This window comes from Vibrio sp. 397 (assembly GCF_033339395.1).
GTDB lineage: Bacteria > Pseudomonadota > Gammaproteobacteria > Enterobacterales > Vibrionaceae > Vibrio > Vibrio alginolyticus.
The window spans coordinates 104392-121447 of sequence record NZ_JAWOUN010000014.1; the positions used below are offsets into that span (position 1 = coordinate 104392).

Consider the following 17056-nt stretch of genomic DNA (forward strand, 5'->3'; position numbering starts at 1 on the left):
ATGTAAGAGGGGGATCAAAGAGAAATTCATGACACGAGGTCATTTGGCAGTGTTGTGTTTTTTAATAAATGCAGACGAATAGCCGAGCAACTTTACTTTATCTAATGTGGCTTGCGTCAGGGAATAGTCAGTAAATGGCCCTAACAACAAGCGATAAGACTCTTTCGCACTCTCTAGGAAAGTTTCTGTATCCAATTTTTGACCAAGCTCGGTACCTAAAGTTCGCGCGCGTTCTTCATTTTTTGATGATGCCACTTGAATAACGTACCTAGGGTGCGCTTCTAATGACTTTTTATCCGTGGGCTGATTGATACTGATCACTTCAATTTCCACGTTCGCGGTGCCTGTTTTTATGACATCTAACTTGTGCGCGGCGGCATAGCTTAAATCAATGATACGGCCATCGTGAAAAGGACCTCGGTCATTAACTCGTACTATGGTGGTTTTGCCGTTGTCAGTATTGGTAACTTTTACGTAACTTGGTAACGGTAGCGTTTTATGCGCTGCCGTCATTGAGTACATGTCATAGATTTCGCCATTAGAAGTCAAATGACCTTGGAATTTTTCCCCATACCAAGATGCTCGGCCTTTTTCTTTAAAGCCTTTCGCATTGCGAACTATTTTGTAGTCTTTGCCACGTAAGTGGTAATCTTTGTTCCCACCTAGGCTGTACGGTTCATATTTAGGATGCGCATCCTCGATGTGTTCGACTGAAAGCGGTGTATCCGGTGCAACATCGGATTCGAGTTCGTAACGGCCTTCTTGTTCTTTTTGGCTAGTTGATGAACAGCCTGCCAAAATAAGAGCAGAGAAAACCAAGGAATATAAAGCGCGTTTTTGCATGTCTAGGTCGCCTTAGAGAATGCTTTTCGGTGCGTATGAATCGACATCAGAATACCAAAACCAGCCATCAAGGTTACCATTGATGTGCCGCCATAACTGATGAGTGGCAACGGTACACCTACTACAGGTAGGATGCCACTTACCATGCCAATATTTACAAAAATATACACGAAGAAGCTGAGTACAATACTGCCTGCCATCATTCGTCCAAATGCGGTTTGCGCTTGGCTGGCGAGATATAAACCTCGTCCAATAATAAATAGATAGATGGCTAAAAGGCAAAGGAAGCCAATCATACCCCATTCTTCAGCAATTACTGCAAAGATAAAGTCAGTGTGTCGTTCAGGAAGAAATTCTAGTTGTGACTGCGTACCTTGCAACCAACCTTTGCCGGAAATACCGCCGGAGCCAATCGCAATTTTACTCTGAATAATGTGGTAACCCGCTCCTAGCGGATCAGACTCCGGGTTAAATAGAGTACGAACTCGCACTTTTTGATACTCTCGCATCAAGAAAAACCACAGAATTGGAATGAAACCACTTAATGCAATCGCAGCACCAGCAATTATTTTCCAGCTAATGCCGGCGAGGAAGATAACAAAAATACCGGAAGCGGCGATCAGGATCGAGGTACCTAAGTCAGGCTGCTTTGCAATGAGAATGGTTGGTAAGCAGACCATAATCAGTGCAACAATGAGTGTTTTTAGCGTTGGTGGAAGGGGCTGTCTACCGACATAGCGAGCCACCATTAATGGCACTGCGAGCTTCAATAGCTCTGACGGTTGAAAGCGCACAAAACCGAGGTTAAGCCAACGCTGCGCGCCTTTCGATGCTTCACCGAAAAACAGCACGCCGAAAAGCAGTATAACGCCACCAACGAACATCAAAGGTGCCAAGCTTTCGTAAGTTCGTGGAGAAAGCTGCGCAAGGACGAGCATCACAACGAGTGAAAGCACCATTCGCATGGCTTGGCGATCCATCATCAGTAAACTTTGGCCACTGGCGCTGTACATGATCACCAGGCCAAACCCCATCAGGGCCAGTATGCCAAGTAGGAGTGGTAAGTCGATATGGAAGCGTTCAAACAGGGCGCGATTTTTACCTGTAGAGGGATCCATCTTCATTACTGTTTTACCTCTTTCTTCGCATTGTTTTCAGGCTCAATTTCTTCTGGACCAAGAACGACTCGGTCAAAAATTTTCCTTACTACTGGGGCACCGTTACTAGAACCACCACCGGCATTTTCTAGTACTACAGTGACGACCACTTTAGGATCATCAAATGGTGCAAAGCCAGTAAATAACGCATGGTCACGTAAGTGCTCGGCGATCTCATCGGCGTTGTACTCTTCGTTTTCACCCAGACCGAAGACCTGTGCAGTACCTGATTTACCCGCTGTTTCATAATTCATTTTGTAGAATGAGCGGCGAGCTGTTCCGCGCGTGCCATGGTTTACCCGACGCATGCCTTCTTTCGCCATATCCCAGTACTTTTTAGGCACATTCTTGATTGGTGGGTAAGTCACGTATTCTGTCGTTTGCTGCTCTTCGAAGTCGTTACCATTTTCTATCGTCGCTTTGAGCAAGTGAGGTGCGATCACTTCTCCCTCGTTTACTAATACGGAGGTTGCTTTGGCGATTTGCATTGGTGTTGCTGTCCAATATCCTTGGCCGATACCCACAGGGATCGTATCACCTTTATACCATGGGGTTTTATGGCGAGACATTTTCCAGTCACGAGTCGGCATATTCGCCTTACTTTCTTCGTAGATATCAATGCCAGTGTAATCACCAAAACCGAACATCATCATCCAATTCGAAATACGGTCAATACCCATGTCATAAGCGATTTGATAGTAGAAGGTATCAACAGACTCTTCGATCGACTTAATGATATCGACGCGCCCGTGCCCCCAACGCAACCAGTCACGAAACGGGCGTGTGTTGGAGTTTGGTATGCGCCAATAACCAGGGTCATTTCGTGTGGTGTTAGGTGTGACGACACCTTCTTGCAGCGCGGCTACCGCCATAAATGGTTTGATGGTAGAGGCCGGAGGGTAAATGCCAAGTGTAGTGCGGTTGACCAAAGGACGGTTTTTATCGTTCAAAAGGACACGATAGTCTTTACCTGAGATTCCGTGCACGAACGAGTTAGGATCGTAGCTAGGACTTGAAACCATAGCCAGTACACCGTTGTCTCTAGGATCGATCACTACAGCACTGCCTCTGCGGCCATCCAATAATTGGTGTACGTACAGCTGCAAGTTGATATCAAGGTTTAAAACGATGTCTTTTCCGGGTACAGGTGGAACGTACTTTAACGTACGAATTACTCGGCCGCGGCTGTTTACCTCGACTTCTTGATATCCGGCTGTACCGTGTAAGAGGTCTTCGTAGTATTTTTCAATACCCAGCTTACCAATGTCGCGAGTGGCTTGATAGTTTGCGTCTTTTTCTTCTCGGATCAGGCGCTGCATGTCGCGATCATTGATTCGAGAAACGTAACCAATCACGTGGGTTAAGACTTCGCTGAAAGGGTAGTAGCGCTTTAAGGTCGCACTTATTTCCACACCCGGAAAGCGGTACTGATTGACGGAGAATACCGCTACTTGTTTTTCGTTCAGTTGGGTAAGCAGTGGGACCGATTTAAATCGACGAGTCCGTTTACGCTCGTGGTGGAAACGTTCAATCTGGTCTGGTGTAATTTCCAGAATAGTTTGTAATTCTTGGATGGTTGCATCAATGTCTTTAATTTTTTCTGGGGTCAGTTCTAAGTTAAAGACGGGACGGTTCTCTGCCAGTAAAACGCCATTTCGGTCATAAATTAGACCTCGGTTAGGCGCGATAGGCACCACTTTGATGCGGTTATCGTTCGAGCGGGTTTGATAGTCTTGAAACTGGTTCACCTGAATGTTGTACATGTTGGCAACCAGAGCTCCCATCAAGACAACAATGCCGATAAAAGCAACAATAGCGCGGCTGGCAAACAGACGCGCTTCGGCTTGATAATCTCGGATTTGACTGCGGCGTTTACGAATCATTAACGCTTGGCTCTAAAGTTAAACAACGATTATTCGCGATGATAAGGGTGGTTAGCGGTGATGCTCCACGCTCGGTACAAGCTTTCTGCCATTACGATACGCACTAGAGGGTGGGGTAGCGTTAAGGCAGACAATGACCAGCTTTGGTCTGCTGCAGCTTTGCATGCAGGAGCGAGTCCTTCGGGACCGCCGATTAATATTGATACATCACGGCCATCTAATTTCCAAGCTTCTAACTGCTCAGCGAGTTGAGGAGTGTCCCATTTTTTACCTGGGATATCTAACGTGACGATACGGTTGCCTTTTGGTACCGCAGCGAGCATCGCTTCCCCTTCTTTTTGCAGGATGCGAGCGATATCGGCATTTTTTCCGCGTTTGCCAGCAGAGATTTCAATCAACTCCAACGGCATATCATGCGGGAAACGGCGACGATATTCTTGAAAGCCTTCCTCAACCCATTTTGGCATTTTTGTACCAACAGCAATTAGTTGAATTTTCAAAAGATTAACCCCAGAGCTTTTCTAGCTGGTAGAGTTCGCGGTGCTCTTCTTGCATCACGTGAAGCATAGCGTCGCCCATATCAAGGACTACCCATTCACCTTCGTTTTCACCTTCCATTCCTAGTGGCTCAAGACCGGCTTTTTTCACCTCTGTTGCAACATGGTCTGCGATGGATGAAACGTGGCGTTTGGATGTACCAGTACAGATGATCATGTAATCTGTCACGCTTGATTTATCTTCCACATTTAGGACGATAATGTCTTCCGCTTTCATGTCGTCGGCTTTATCAGCTAAAAAGTCTTTCAGTTCTTCGCGAAGCACTCGGTTTTCCTCGGTTTGTCTCTTATCTCTACAGTGTTTTACATTCTTGCTTGCAAAACAGGTCGCGCACTATATCACGCTTTGATTTTTAAATTGCCAGCTTAATATCAGGAGAGCAGGTTTCTAAGCTCAACTGATGAATAGTTGGCCATACAGACTCGTCATACTGAGTTTTGGCTTTTATCTCGGCTTGAGCCAACAAGGAGAGCAATGCACAAATACGACTCGCTGATAAGCGGGTCAGTGCTGCGTTATAGAGTGGACGCTTGTTTTGCCAAACTCGATATTTCTCAAATACCTGGTTCATTCCCATTTGACTTAAGTCTTGATGCATATTTAAAAGTTGGCTCAACTCTTTTTGTACACTTCGAATCAAGATCACGGTCTCAACCCCTTCCGCCTCAAGTTGGCGAAGAATACGTTGTGCACGGTTTGCTTTACCTGCCAGTAAGGCGTCGATCCAGTTAAAGGTAGTGAAGTGATTATGGCGACTTAGGGCTTCCTCTAAACGTATGATGGTCAGCTCACCATCCGGATAGAGTAGGGCCAATTTCTCTAAGCTTTGTGTCAATGCAAATAGGTTACCTTCATGCCATTGAGCCAACATTTGCAGTGATTGCTGATCGGGTTTTAGTCCCAACGTGCGGCAACGTGTCTGAATGAACATAGGTAGGCGTTGAAGGTCTGGCGACAAGCAGCTTACCCAATCGCCTTTTGAGCTTAATGTTTTGAACCATTTCGCATTTTCTTGGGCTTTGGTCAGTTTGTTACCAACAATGACGAGCATGATGTCATCATGAAGCATATCACACAGTGTTTGCAGCTCTTTGCTGACGGCGGTTGTCACGCCACTTTCAGGAATTTCAAGCTCAATCAATTGACGGTTTGAAAACAGGCTCATCGCTTGGAAACAGTCGTAAACTTGGTTCCAGTCGATGCTAGCATCCACCGCAAAACGGTGTTTTTCCTCAAAACCTTGCTGAAACGCTGCCTTTTGGATGGCTCGGCGGCTTTCTTGAATCAGTAACGGCTCATTACCAAAGATTAAGTAAACCTGTTTAACTTGTTTAGTTAAATGATCCGTTAGCTTATCGGCATAAATTCGCATAGTGACTAAGAGTTTTTGTTCGCTGGCTCAGAGATTTGTCCTGCTTCATATTCGGCACGAATACGGCCCAACTGGCGCATCATCTGTTTTGCAGCTTGCAAGCGCATCTCGTCTTCAATTACGTCACGCTCAACAGATTTTGCAAGTGCGGTCAACGGGTTGTCTAGGTAGTTGCGGTTTACTGTTGTCGTAAAGTTTTTAGAACCATAGCCAGGAATTGTCACACGGTATTTTACTACGTATGTCAGCTCTTTTTCTGCTGCACGGCTATTTTGATAAAGCGATAGTGTACGCTCATCGATTGTCGCTTCCGTCAAATGAAGGTTGGGTACCGTCGATGATGGTTGAACAAGTTCAACTTTGTTCAGTTCGAGTTGAGAGCGAACATAGCGAGTTAATTCACTGTATTCATCGTAGCTGGAGAAAGACATAGTGTGCAGCTCTTCCGGTACGGAATACTCGCCGCGAAGGTGAAAACCACAGGCAGAAAGAAGCCCCGCTAATACCAATACCACTGGTAGTTTAATCAAAGAGAAAAAGCGCATTGATTGTATTCATCCTAAATTGAAGGGGTTATTTACCTTAAACCACTCATGTGAATGGTTTGAGGTAAATAAACAGGGTAGAAAACTACCCTGTTTAATGACTCTTGGTTAACAAATAAGTTCGCTAAACAGAGACAAATTGCAAGCTGTGATTAGTTTGCAACGATGTTCAGCAGTTTACCTGGAACGTAAATGACTTTACGAATAGTCAGGCCATCAGTGAACTTAACCACGTTTTCGTCGTTTAGACCAAGCTGTTCGATATCGTCTTTAGAGATATCCGCTGGGACTGTTAGCTTCGCACGTAGCTTACCGTTAACTTGAACAACGATAGTTTTTTCGTCTTCAACTAGCGCTTTTTCGTCAAACGTCGGCCATGCCGCGTTATCAATGTCTGTTTCACCTAGTGCTGCCCATAGCTCGTATGAGATATGCGGAGTGATAGGGTAAAGCATGACAACAATAGCTTTCAGTGCCTCGTCAAGGATTGCACGATCTTGCGCAGATTCTTGAGGCGCTTTCGCTAGTTTGTTCATCAGCTCCATGATCGCTGCGATCGCGGTGTTGAATGTTTGACGACGAGCGATATCGTCCGTCACTTTCGCGATAGTCTTGTGAACGTCACGGCGAAGTGCTTTTTGATCACCAGAAAGCGCTGCGGTATCTACTGCTTCTGCTGCGCCTTTCGCTGTGTGCTCTTTCACTAGTTTCCAAACACGTTTTAGGAAGCGGTTCGCACCTTCTACGCCAGACTCTTGCCATTCAAGTGTCATGTCCGCTGGAGACGCGAACATCATGAATAGACGTACTGTGTCAGCGCCGTACTTGTCTACCATTTCTTGAGGGTCGATACCGTTGTTCTTAGACTTAGACATCTTGATCATGCCTGAGTGCGTTACATCACGACCTTCAGTGTCTTTAGCAGAAGTAATGCGGCCTTTACCATCACGTTCAACGGCTACGTCTGTTGGAGCTACCCACTCTTTGCCGCCTTTCTCGTTCTCGAAGTAGAACGCATCAGCCAGTACCATGCCTTGACACAGTAGTTGCTTGAACGGTTCGTCAGAAGTTACGTAACCCGCATCGCGCAGTAGTTTGTGGAAGAAGCGTGAGTACAGTAGGTGCATACAAGCGTGCTCGATACCACCGATGTACTGATCTACTGGTAGCCAGTAGTTTGCTTTTTCTGGGTCTAGGATGTCGTCCGCTTGTGGTGAACAGTAACGCGCGTAGTACCAAGAAGATTCCATGAACGTATCGAACGTATCTGTCTCACGTAGAGCAGGTTCGCCGTTAAAGGTTGTCTTCGCCCACTCTTTGTCTGCTTTGATTGGGCTGGTTACGCCGTCCATTACCACGTCTTCTGGAAGAATCACTGGTAGTTGGTCAGCAGGTACTGGGTGAACTTCACCGTCTTCAGTCGTTACCATTGGGATTGGTGCGCCCCAGTAACGTTGACGAGATACACCCCAGTCGCGTAGACGGAAGTTTACAGTCTTAGTGCCTTTGCCTTCTGCTTCTAGCTTCGCTGCAATTGCATCGAACGCCGCTTGGAATTCTAGGCCGTCGAATTCACCAGAATCGAACAGTACGCCTTTCTCTGTGTATGCCGCTTCAGAAATATCTAGCTCGCTGCCATCAGCAGGCTTGATAACAGGCACGATGTCTAGACCGTACTTCGTTGCGAACTCGTAGTCACGTTGGTCGTGTGCAGGTACTGCCATTACCGCGCCTGTACCGTAGTCCATCAGTACAAAGTTTGCTACGTATACTGGTACTTCGCGGCCGTTCAATGGATGAATCGCAGTAAGGCCAGTTGCCATACCTTTCTTCTCCATTGTCGCTAGCTCAGCTTCTGCAACCTTGTTGTTCTTACATTCGTCGATAAACGCTGCAAGCTCTGGATTGTTCTCTGCTGCAAGAGCTGCAAGAGGGTGGCCGGCTGCGATACCCACGTAAGTCACACCCATTAGCGTATCTGGACGTGTTGTGTAAACTTCTAGGTCTTGTTGACCCTTAACTTCAAACTTCAGTTCAACACCTTCAGAACGACCAATCCAGTTGCGCTGCATGGTCTTCACCATTTCAGGCCAACCTTCAAGCTTGTCTAAGTCGTCTAGTAGCTCTTGAGCGTACTCAGTGATTTTGATGAACCATTGAGGGATTTCTTTTTGCTCTACAGGCGTATCACAACGCCAGCAACAACCGTCTTCAACCTGCTCGTTTGCAAGAACAGTTTGGTCGTTAGGACACCAGTTAACAGAAGAAGTCTTTTTGTAAACTAAACCTTTCTCGTAAAGTTTAGTGAAGAACTCTTGTTCCCAGCGGTAGTACTCCGGTGTACATGTTGCGAATTCACGGTTCCAATCGTAACCAAAGCCTAGAAGCTTAAGTTGGTTCTTCATGTATTCGATGTTTTCGTAAGTCCAAGGTGCTGGCGCAGTTTTGTTTTTTACTGCTGCGTTTTCTGCAGGTAGACCGAATGCGTCCCAACCGATAGGTTGCATCACGTTTTTGCCTTGTAGGCGTTGGAAACGAGATACTACATCACCGATAGTGTAGTTGCGCACGTGACCCATGTGCAGTCGACCACTTGGGTATGGGAACATGGACAGACAGTAGAATTTTTCTTTATTTGGGTCTTCACTTACAACAAAGGTTTTGTTGTCATCCCAGTGCTTTTGAACTTTTTGTTCAATATCTTGTGGGTTGTATTGTTCTTGCATCGATGGTATCCGTTATCTTGGAATTTGTGAGTTCGGTTAGAACAGACTTAAATAGATCGTCATAGAATACCTAAAGCTAGGGATCACAACAATAGCCAATCTGTACCCATGCGCCCTTAAGTGACGCAGGTAGGAGAAAGATGGAGGTCAGTTATGCCTAAACGTAAAACAGGTTATGAGGAAATGCTCGAGGATGTGATTGAAACCTTGAAGCACAGTCCGGAAGAAGTTAACAAAGCGATTGAGACGTCGGGCAAAGTGGTGGATGCTGCTAATGACTTGACCAAAGATGAATTGGCTTTAATCAAAGCGTACCTTAAAGCAGACTTAAAAGAGTTTTCAGAGAGTTACGAGGATAGCAAAAGCGGCCCGTTTTACTTAACGATTGCGGACTCGATATGGCAAGGGCTGTTAGAGATTACTGACCGAACTAAAGTTGAGTGGGTTGAGTTGTTCGATGACTTAGAACATCAAGGGCTATATGAAGCAGGAGAGGTGATAGGCTTAGGCACTTTAGTCTGTGATGAGTGTGGTCACAAGACAACGTATAACCACCCAACTGTAATCATTCCGTGTATTAAATGTGGTCACAAAGGCTTTACTCGTCAGTCATTAAAGCCATAAATGGCGCGTAACGACAGTATAATGCTATGAATAAAAAAGAGGCTTAGTCGCCTCTTTTTTGTCTTTTCTACTTTCAAGCTGTTATCAGCTCTGTTTTCTTCTTAAGCCGAGCGCCAGCGCTAAACTTAACCCTACCCAAATATACAATGGCCAAGTACCAACGATTCGATATGGCGTTTTCCCATCGGTTGGGGTGAGCTCTGCGCGCAGTACTGCAGTTTCAAACTGCGGTACTTGCTCAACGATTTTACCTTGGTGATCGGTTACCGCTGTTAATCCGTTGTTAGTCGAGCGGATGAGCGGTTTACCTAACTCTAAGGCACGCATACGGGCGATCTCCATATGTTGAAGAGGGCCGATAGAGTGACCAAACCATGCATCGTTTGAAAGCGTTAGAATGAAGTCTGTTTCGTCAGTCACATTTTGACGCACTTGCTCATTAAAGATGATCTCATAGCAAAGCGCTGGTGCCATGTGCATGCCATTCGCAACGATGTTTGGCTGCACAAAAGCCCCACGGCTAAACGACGACATCGGTAGGTTAAAGAATGGCGCTAATGGGCGCAAAATATCTTCAAATGGTACAAACTCACCAAACGGTAGTAGGTGATGCTTATGGTAACGTTCGCTTAAATCGAAGCTGTAGTCACCGTATGGTGTGATGCCGAGGGACAGAATACTGTTGTAGAACTGTCGATCTTCAGCTTGGTTGACGACACCGGTGATGATTGCGCTGTTATTCATTTTTGCAGCGCTGTCGATATTGCTCAAAAATGAAGGCACTTCAATTTCAAAAGCGGGAATTGCTGCTTCTGGCCAAACGATAATGTCAGCATCCCAGTTTTCACGAGTTAAGTCAGCATACTTCATGATGGTTGGCCAGCGTTGACTTGGTAGCCACTTTAGGTTTTGGTCTACGTTACCTTGAATTAGTGCGAGCTTAGTCGTGTCTTCTGGTCGGGGTGTTACCCAATCGTAGTTGCGAATCCCAAAGCCAGTACTGAGTAGCACCGCAGGGATAATCACCATCAGCCACTGCTTATGAATCCATGCATAGGCTAACGCCCCTGCGCTGATAAGGATAAATAGAGTAAGCAGTTCTACGCCGCCAATTGGTGCAAAGCTTGCGAGTGGAGCATCTATCTGGCTATAGCCTAGCCATAACCAAGGGAAGCCAGTCATCACCCAACCACGTAACCAATCACTGATCAGCCATAAAGCAGGTGCAGCGAGAAGTGCTTTTGTGAGCGTAAATTGAGGAAACAGCTTGTTGTTGAGCCAAGCAAATAAGCCTGAATAAACAGCCAAGTAGGCAACAAGTAAGCCCATTAAAAATAAATTGGCAATGAGCGGCATACCGCCAAAACCGGAGATACTGACGTAAACCCAGCTAACGCCAGTTGCAAATTGACCTAACCCCCAAGCATAACCAATCCATAGTGCGCGTTTCGGAGTTTGGTTAGCAAGAAGAATCAGTAGAATTGCTGGGCTAAGAATGGCAATAGGCCACAGCTGGTAAGGAGCGAAAGCGAGTGTAGTAGAGGCGCCAACAAAAGCGGCCACTAAGGGCCGCTTAAGGCGATGAAAGAGTTCATTCATCATTGTAATTTTCTGAGATTCCCAATGGGTATCGCGTTACTCTTGAGTGGCTTCAACCAGGGTTTCTTCGTCTGGGATCGTCACTTGGAGTTGAATGACACGACGGTTATCGGCAGCGGTGACTTTGAAGTTGTAGCCTTCAATTTCAACCAGTTCACCACGAGAAGGTAAGTGACCAAAGGCAGTCATGACCATACCACCAACGGTATCAACTTCCTCATCGCTGAAGTTGGTTCCGAATGTCTCATTAAACTCTTCGATGGTTGTCAGCGCTCTGACAGCAAACGTATGCTTGCTCAGCTTACGAATGTCCGTCTCTTCACTTTCATCGAATTCATCTTCAATATCCCCGACGATTTCCTCAAGGATATCTTCAATGGTCACAAGACCAGAAACACCACCGAATTCATCGACAACAATGGCCATATGATAACGTTCTTCACGGAATTCTTTCAGCAGTCGATCAACGCGTTTACTTTCCGGTACTACAACCGCTGGTCGAATGACTTCTTCGATATCAAATGGATTGCTGCCTGAGCCTAAGTATTTAAGTAAGTCCTTCGCTAGAAGTATGCCTTCCACATGGTCTTTATCTTCGCTGATCACAGGGTAGCGAGAGTGTTGAGCATCGGTAATCAAAGCAACCAAGGTATCAAGGTCGTGAGTACGCTCAACTGTAACCATTTGCGAACGCGGGATCATAATGTCACGCACACGCATTTCGGAGATTTCCATAACACCTTCAAGCATATCGCGAGTGTCATGGTCAATCAGGTCGTTAACTTCAGAGTCGCGGATAACATCCACAAGCTCTTGGCGATCTTTTGGTTCGCCCTGAAATAGTTGACCTAGACGTTCAAAGAAGGACTTTCTACTCGGACCTTCTGCCTTTTCTTTCTTATCTTCGTTAGAAGAGGGAGAATTATCTTCGTTCATTGTTTCTCAATTAAGTAACGCTATCAGAAGTGTGATAGCACACATAGAGAGGCGAACACGAGAGTCATTTAGGTGGTTCGCCTTTCCCTGTCGAGTGGCCAATAGCTACTCTTTTTCAGCAATGTAAGGATCTTCATAACCCATACCTTGCATGATTTCGGTTTCGAGGGACTCCATCTCTTCGGCTTCGTCATCCTCTATATGATCATAACCTAGCAGATGCAAGCTGCCATGTACAACCATATGCGCCCAATGTGCTAGCAGAGGCTTGCTCTGTTCAACCGCCTCTTTTTCAACAACTTGGCGGCAAATAATCAAATCACCAAGTAAATCTATTTCCATACCAGGAGGTGCTTCAAATGGAAACGACAACACATTAGTTGGTTTATCTTTGCCGCGATACTCATGGTTGAGCGTATGACTTTCTTGTTCATCAACAATACGAATGGTGACTTCGGCTTGTGGCTGGAAGAGAGGTATTGTCTTATCTAGCCACAATTGGAAATCTTGCTGCGAAGGCAGACCTTCTTCATTTTCGACTGCCAGTTGCAGATCAAGTTCAATCGCCATGGTTATTCCTTAGTTGAAGCAACTTGTGCATTCAGTTCGGCTTTTGCTGCTTCTAGTAACTTCGCATCGCGTTCTTCACGACGGCGTTTCTCGAACTCTTTACGCTCTTTCTGGTCTTGTGCTTCCCACTTCTCGTACGCGTTAACGATACGAGCAACCACAGGGTGACGTACAACGTCGTCGGCCAAGAAGAAGTTAAAGCTGATGTCGTCAACTTCGCTTAGTACTTCAATAGCATGACGAAGACCCGATTTCGCACCACGAGGTAAGTCAATCTGCGTGACATCACCAGTGATAACCGCGCGAGAGTTAAAACCAATACGCGTTAGGAACATCTTCATCTGCTCAACAGTGGTGTTCTGACTCTCATCAAGAATGATGAAGGCGTCGTTTAGAGTACGACCACGCATGTAAGCAAGAGGGGCGACCTCAATCACGTTACGTTCAATCAGCTTCTCTACGCGCTCAAAGCCCAGCATTTCAAATAGGGCGTCGTATAGCGGACGTAGGTATGGGTCGACTTTCTGGCTTAAATCACCAGGTAGGAAGCCCAATTTCTCACCAGCTTCAACCGCTGGACGAGTAAGTAGAATACGGCGGATCTCTTGGCGCTCTAGTGCGTCAACAGCTGCTGCTACAGCAAGGTAGGTTTTACCTGTACCAGCCGGGCCAATACCAAAAGAAATATCATGCGTGACCATGTTAACCAAGTACTGCGCTTGGTTTGGCGTACGTGGTTTGATCACACCTTTCTTGGTTTTGACGAAGACTTCTTTACCATGCTCGATATTAGACTCAGTATTCTGCTCAAGAACACCAGACTCTTTGATCGCTAGATGGATTTGCTCAGGCTCAATATCTGGGATCTCACCTCGTAAAGGTGCGGTATCAACATATAGAGTTTTCAGGATATCCAGCGCAGCTGAAGCGGTATGAGGTTTACCGACAATCGTAAAGTGGTCACTACGGTGGTTAATTTCAACGCCTAGACGACGTTCTAAATGCTTGATGTTGTCATCGAATGGACCGCACAGGCTAGCTAGTCGGCGGTTGTCTGAAGGTTCTAGGTTAATTTCTAGAGTTACGATTTTATTGCTCAATGTTGCCTCTCATTTTTTGCCACTTAGTGAGAGCCTGATAACGACCAGGCTCTCTATGGCTATTTATACGAGCTTACGGCGTAAAAGTAGCTACACCCAGCTCATCTTCGCGACGTGTTTTCGCCATCATCTGCGTTGGGGAAATCACACTACGAAGATCCATGTCTTTTTCAGTACGTACTAGCTCACCACGCAGTGAGTTTGCAAATACGTCTACGATCTTCACATCAACGAACTGACCAATTAGGTCTGCACTACCTTCAAAGTTTACTACACGGTTGTTTTCTGTACGAGCGCGTAGTTCCATTAGGTTTTTCTTCGAAGGACCTTCAACTAGAACACGTTGTTCTGTGCCAAGCATTAAGCGAGAGTAACGCATCGCTTGAGCATTGATAGTTTGCTGTAGTTCGTAAAGGCGCTCTTTCTTCACTTGTTCTGACACATCACAAGGGTAATCCGCTGCTGGCGTACCTGGACGTGGAGAGAAAATAAAGCTGAAGCTCATGTCAAAGTCTACATCTTTGATTAGCTTCATGGTGTCTTGGAAGTCTTTGTCTGTCTCACCAGGGAAACCAACAATAAAGTCTGAACTGATTTGAATATCAGGACGAGCTTTACGCAGTTTACGGATGATCGATTTGTATTCGATAGCGGTGTGAGGGCGTTTCATCATCGTTAGGATACGGTCACTACCACTTTGCACAGGTAAGTGCAGGAAGCTCACAAGTTCTGGCGTATCTTCGTATACTGCGATGATGTCGTCTGTGAATTCTAACGGGTGGCTCGTCGTGAAACGAATACGGTCGATACCATCGATAGACGCAACCAAACGAAGCAGTTCTGCAAATGAACAGATCTCACCATCGTGCATAGGACCACGGTACGCGTTTACGTTTTGACCCAGAAGGTTTACTTCACGTACGCCTTGTTCAGCAAGTTGGGCGATTTCGAATAGTACGTCATCCATTGGACGGCTTACTTCTTCACCACGAGTGTACGGTACGACACAGTAAGTACAGTACTTAGAGCAGCCTTCCATAATAGAAACGAATGCTGTCGCACCTTCAGCGCGAGGTTCAGGTAGGCGGTCGAATTTTTCGATCTCTGGGAACGAAATGTCCATAACTGGTGCATCATCGGACTGAGATTGTTTGATCATCTCAGGTAGGCGGTGCAAAGTTTGTGGGCCAAAAATAACGTCAACGTATGGTGCACGTTCACGAATATGGTCACCTTCTTGCGTTGCTACACAACCACCTACACCGATAACTACGCCAGGTTTCTTATCTTTTAGTGTTTTCCAGCGGCCTAGCTGGTGGAAAACTTTCTCTTGCGCTTTTTCACGGATCGAACAGGTGTTAAGTAGAAGTACGTCTGCTTCCTCTGGCTCTTCCGTCAGCTCGTAGCCGTTTGCAGCATTAAGCAGGTCGGCCATTTTTGATGAATCGTATTCGTTCATCTGGCAGCCCCAGGTTTTAATTAGCAGTTTCTTACTCATCTCACTTTCGCTCGTTCAGTTGTACTTAAATCGGAGAGCTATTGCTCAAATTATAGCCGCCATCACGGCGGTAAGCGGCGTATTGTACTGCTTTAAAAAGCACCTGACTAGTGATCTAGCTAATTCTCTGCAAAGCCTGATGAAATCTAGTTTTTCGCCCTATGCTGAACAAGGTTTTTTGTTAAACAATTTTGTAAAAGTAGCCATGGAAAGTACAATAAAAAACGCCAATTAATCAGCACGATGAAGAGTGAAAAATGAACAAGTATGACATCGCCGTGATCGGTGGCGGTATGGTTGGGGCAGCCGTCGCTGTTGGATTTGCCAAGCAGGGCAGAAGCGTTGTCTTGGTCGAAGGTACAAAACCTAAAGTTTTTGATGCCTCTCAGGCGATGGATATTCGTGTATCTGCAATCTCGCACCAGTCGGTGGAGTTACTTGATTCACTCGGGGCATGGTCAGAGATCAAGAGCATGCGAGTTTGTCCTTATCGGCGCTTAGAAACTTGGGAGCACCCAGAGTGCCGTACTCGTTTTCACTCTGATGAATTGTCATTGGATCAGCTAGGTTACATCGTTGAAAACCGCCTAATCCAATTAGGTCTTTGGCAAGTCTTCTCTCAGTATGAAAATCTAACCGTGATGTGTCCTGAGCGATTAAAAGCCATTGAGTTTGCAGATGTAAATCTTGTGACACTAGAAAGTGGGGCGCAGTTTGAAGCTAACTGGGTGATTGGTGCTGATGGTGCAAACTCTAAAGTTCGTCAATTGGCTGGAATTGGTGTAACTGCGTGGGATTACCGACAACACTGCATGTTGATTAATGTGAAAACAGAATTGCCTCAGCAAGATATTACTTGGCAACAATTTACACCTTCAGGCCCACGTTCATTTTTACCTCTGTGCTCTTTGAGTAACGACGATGGTCAAGTCGTAGGCCAAGGTTCTTTGGTTTGGTATGACTCGCCTAAACGTATTAAACAACTGTGTGCGATGAGTAAACCTCAACTAAGAGAAGAAATTTTACGTCATTTCCCTGCTGAATTAGGCGATATTGAAGTTTTACAGTTTGGCTCATTCCCACTCACTCGTCGTCATGCGCAAAGCTACTCAAGCAAAAATTGCGTGTTAGTGGGTGACTCTGCCCATACGATCAACCCGCTTGCAGGGCAAGGGGTAAACTTAGGCTTCAAAGATGTAGACGTTCTCCTTTCGGTAACAGAACAACAAGAAAAGCTGGAAGATACCTTACTCGCGAAATACGAACGCGCACGTCGACCTGACAACTTACTCATGCAGACGGGCATGGACTTTTTCTATAAAGGTTTTAGCAACGATCTAGGGCCATTGAAGTTCGTACGTAATGCTGCATTGAAGCTTGCTGAAAACTCAGGGCCAATTAAGGCTCAAGTACTGAAATACGCGTTAGGTATGTAGTAAGCTACTCAAATCACAGATAGAAAAAAAGCGAGCCATGAGCTCGCTTTTTTAATTCGGCAAATCTAATGATTTCCCGAGTCCAGAACCAAAAAAAAGAAAAAACCCAGCAAAGTCATGCTGGGTTTTCCGATAATGGTGCGGAAGGAGAGACTTGAACTCTCACACCTTGCGGCGCCAGAACCTAAATCTGGTGCGTCTACCAATTC

At 45.8% G+C, this 17056-nt stretch carries 15 protein-coding genes; 2 read left to right on the plus strand and 13 right to left on the minus strand.

Annotation, left to right across the window (positions count from 1 at the left end; translation table 11 throughout):
* Positions 1 to 39: 39 nt before the first annotated feature.
* From R7P36_RS19625 to leuS, 8 genes are all read right to left on the minus strand, one after another.
* Positions 40 to 843, minus strand: a complete 804-nt coding sequence (locus R7P36_RS19625; RefSeq protein WP_213899804.1) for a septal ring lytic transglycosylase RlpA family protein — start codon at positions 841 to 843, stop codon at positions 40 to 42.
* Positions 844 to 845: 2 nt separating this feature from the next.
* Positions 846 to 1967, minus strand: a complete 1122-nt coding sequence (rodA, locus tag R7P36_RS19630) for a rod shape-determining protein RodA (protein ID WP_213899805.1) — start codon at positions 1965 to 1967, stop codon at positions 846 to 848.
* On the minus strand, positions 1967 to 3883 hold the full coding sequence (gene mrdA, locus R7P36_RS19635; RefSeq protein WP_213899806.1) for a penicillin-binding protein 2: 1917 nt from the start codon (positions 3881 to 3883) through the stop codon (positions 1967 to 1969). The genes rodA and mrdA overlap by 1 nt, the downstream gene beginning before the upstream one ends.
* Before the next feature lie 29 nt (positions 3884 to 3912).
* Positions 3913 to 4383 carry a 23S rRNA (pseudouridine(1915)-N(3))-methyltransferase RlmH gene (gene rlmH / locus R7P36_RS19640; RefSeq protein ID WP_017821762.1) on the minus strand — a complete coding sequence of 157 codons (471 nt, stop codon included), beginning with the start codon at positions 4381 to 4383 and terminating at the stop codon, positions 3913 to 3915.
* Between the two features lie 4 nt (positions 4384 to 4387).
* On the minus strand, positions 4388 to 4705 hold the full coding sequence (rsfS, locus tag R7P36_RS19645) for a ribosome silencing factor (protein WP_005373015.1): 318 nt from the start codon (positions 4703 to 4705) through the stop codon (positions 4388 to 4390).
* 88 nt (positions 4706 to 4793) lie between these two features.
* A complete protein-coding gene (gene holA / locus R7P36_RS19650; protein ID WP_213899807.1) occupies positions 4794 to 5813 on the minus strand; it encodes a DNA polymerase III subunit delta in 1020 nt (339 codons plus the stop codon).
* 5 nt (positions 5814 to 5818) lie between these two features.
* Positions 5819 to 6358, minus strand: coding sequence for an LPS assembly lipoprotein LptE (gene lptE / locus R7P36_RS19655; RefSeq protein ID WP_005384122.1), 540 nt, complete (start codon positions 6356 to 6358; stop codon positions 5819 to 5821).
* Positions 6359 to 6510: 152 nt separating this feature from the next.
* Entirely contained in the window at positions 6511 to 9084 is a 2574-nt protein-coding gene (gene leuS / locus R7P36_RS19660; protein WP_005391313.1) for a leucine--tRNA ligase, read from the minus strand.
* Positions 9085 to 9237: 153 nt separating this feature from the next.
* On the opposite strand from leuS, the gene R7P36_RS19665 reads away from it, so the two are divergent.
* On the plus strand, positions 9238 to 9708 hold the full coding sequence (locus tag R7P36_RS19665; RefSeq protein ID WP_005373024.1) for a zinc ribbon-containing protein: 471 nt from the start codon (positions 9238 to 9240) through the stop codon (positions 9706 to 9708).
* An 84-nt stretch (positions 9709 to 9792) separates the two neighbouring features.
* Here R7P36_RS19665 and lnt read toward each other — a convergent pair whose 3' ends face one another.
* From lnt to miaB, 5 genes are all read right to left on the minus strand, one after another.
* Positions 9793 to 11310 carry an apolipoprotein N-acyltransferase gene (lnt, locus tag R7P36_RS19670; RefSeq protein WP_213899808.1) on the minus strand — a complete coding sequence of 506 codons (1518 nt, stop codon included), beginning with the start codon at positions 11308 to 11310 and terminating at the stop codon, positions 9793 to 9795.
* 33 nt (positions 11311 to 11343) lie between these two features.
* Positions 11344 to 12243 (minus strand): CNNM family magnesium/cobalt transport protein CorC, encoded by a 900-nt coding sequence (gene corC / locus R7P36_RS19675; protein ID WP_005384118.1) that lies wholly within the window; start codon positions 12241 to 12243, stop codon positions 11344 to 11346.
* Between the two features lie 105 nt (positions 12244 to 12348).
* Positions 12349 to 12813, minus strand: a complete 465-nt coding sequence (gene ybeY, locus R7P36_RS19680; RefSeq protein ID WP_005373030.1) for an rRNA maturation RNase YbeY — start codon at positions 12811 to 12813, stop codon at positions 12349 to 12351.
* A 2-nt stretch (positions 12814 to 12815) separates the two neighbouring features.
* Complete coding sequence (locus R7P36_RS19685; RefSeq protein ID WP_053303002.1) at positions 12816 to 13913, minus strand: PhoH family protein; 1098 nt, start codon at positions 13911 to 13913, stop codon at positions 12816 to 12818.
* A gap of 73 nt (positions 13914 to 13986) precedes the next feature.
* Positions 13987 to 15411 (minus strand): tRNA (N6-isopentenyl adenosine(37)-C2)-methylthiotransferase MiaB, encoded by a 1425-nt coding sequence (miaB, locus tag R7P36_RS19690; RefSeq protein ID WP_005373038.1) that lies wholly within the window; start codon positions 15409 to 15411, stop codon positions 13987 to 13989.
* A 257-nt stretch (positions 15412 to 15668) separates the two neighbouring features.
* Between miaB and R7P36_RS19695 the strand changes: the two genes are divergently transcribed.
* Positions 15669 to 16847, plus strand: coding sequence for a 2-octaprenyl-3-methyl-6-methoxy-1,4-benzoquinol hydroxylase (locus tag R7P36_RS19695; protein WP_017635664.1), 1179 nt, complete (start codon positions 15669 to 15671; stop codon positions 16845 to 16847).
* Positions 16848 to 17056: the final 209 nt, after the last annotated feature.

Coding starts and splice junctions, on each gene's coding strand:
- corC (WP_005384118.1), bottom strand. CDS start 12,243: ATGAACGAAGATAATTCTCCCTCTTCTAACGAAGATAAGAAAGAAAAG.
- ybeY (WP_005373030.1), bottom strand. CDS start 12,813: ATGGCGATTGAACTTGATCTGCAACTGGCAGTCGAAAATGAAGAAGGT.
- leuS (WP_005391313.1), bottom strand. CDS start 9,084: ATGCAAGAACAATACAACCCACAAGATATTGAACAAAAAGTTCAAAAG.
- rodA (WP_213899805.1), bottom strand. CDS start 1,967: ATGAAGATGGATCCCTCTACAGGTAAAAATCGCGCCCTGTTTGAACGC.
- R7P36_RS19625 (WP_213899804.1), bottom strand. CDS start 843: ATGCAAAAACGCGCTTTATATTCCTTGGTTTTCTCTGCTCTTATTTTG.
- R7P36_RS19695 (WP_017635664.1), top strand. CDS start 15,669: ATGAACAAGTATGACATCGCCGTGATCGGTGGCGGTATGGTTGGGGCA.
- lptE (WP_005384122.1), bottom strand. CDS start 6,358: ATGCGCTTTTTCTCTTTGATTAAACTACCAGTGGTATTGGTATTAGCG.
- miaB (WP_005373038.1), bottom strand. CDS start 15,411: ATGAGTAAGAAACTGCTAATTAAAACCTGGGGCTGCCAGATGAACGAA.
- holA (WP_213899807.1), bottom strand. CDS start 5,813: ATGCGAATTTATGCCGATAAGCTAACGGATCATTTAACTAAACAAGTT.
- lnt (WP_213899808.1), bottom strand. CDS start 11,310: ATGATGAATGAACTCTTTCATCGCCTTAAGCGGCCCTTAGTGGCCGCT.
- mrdA (WP_213899806.1), bottom strand. CDS start 3,883: ATGATTCGTAAACGCCGCAGTCAAATCCGAGATTATCAAGCCGAAGCG.
- R7P36_RS19665 (WP_005373024.1), top strand. CDS start 9,238: ATGCCTAAACGTAAAACAGGTTATGAGGAAATGCTCGAGGATGTGATT.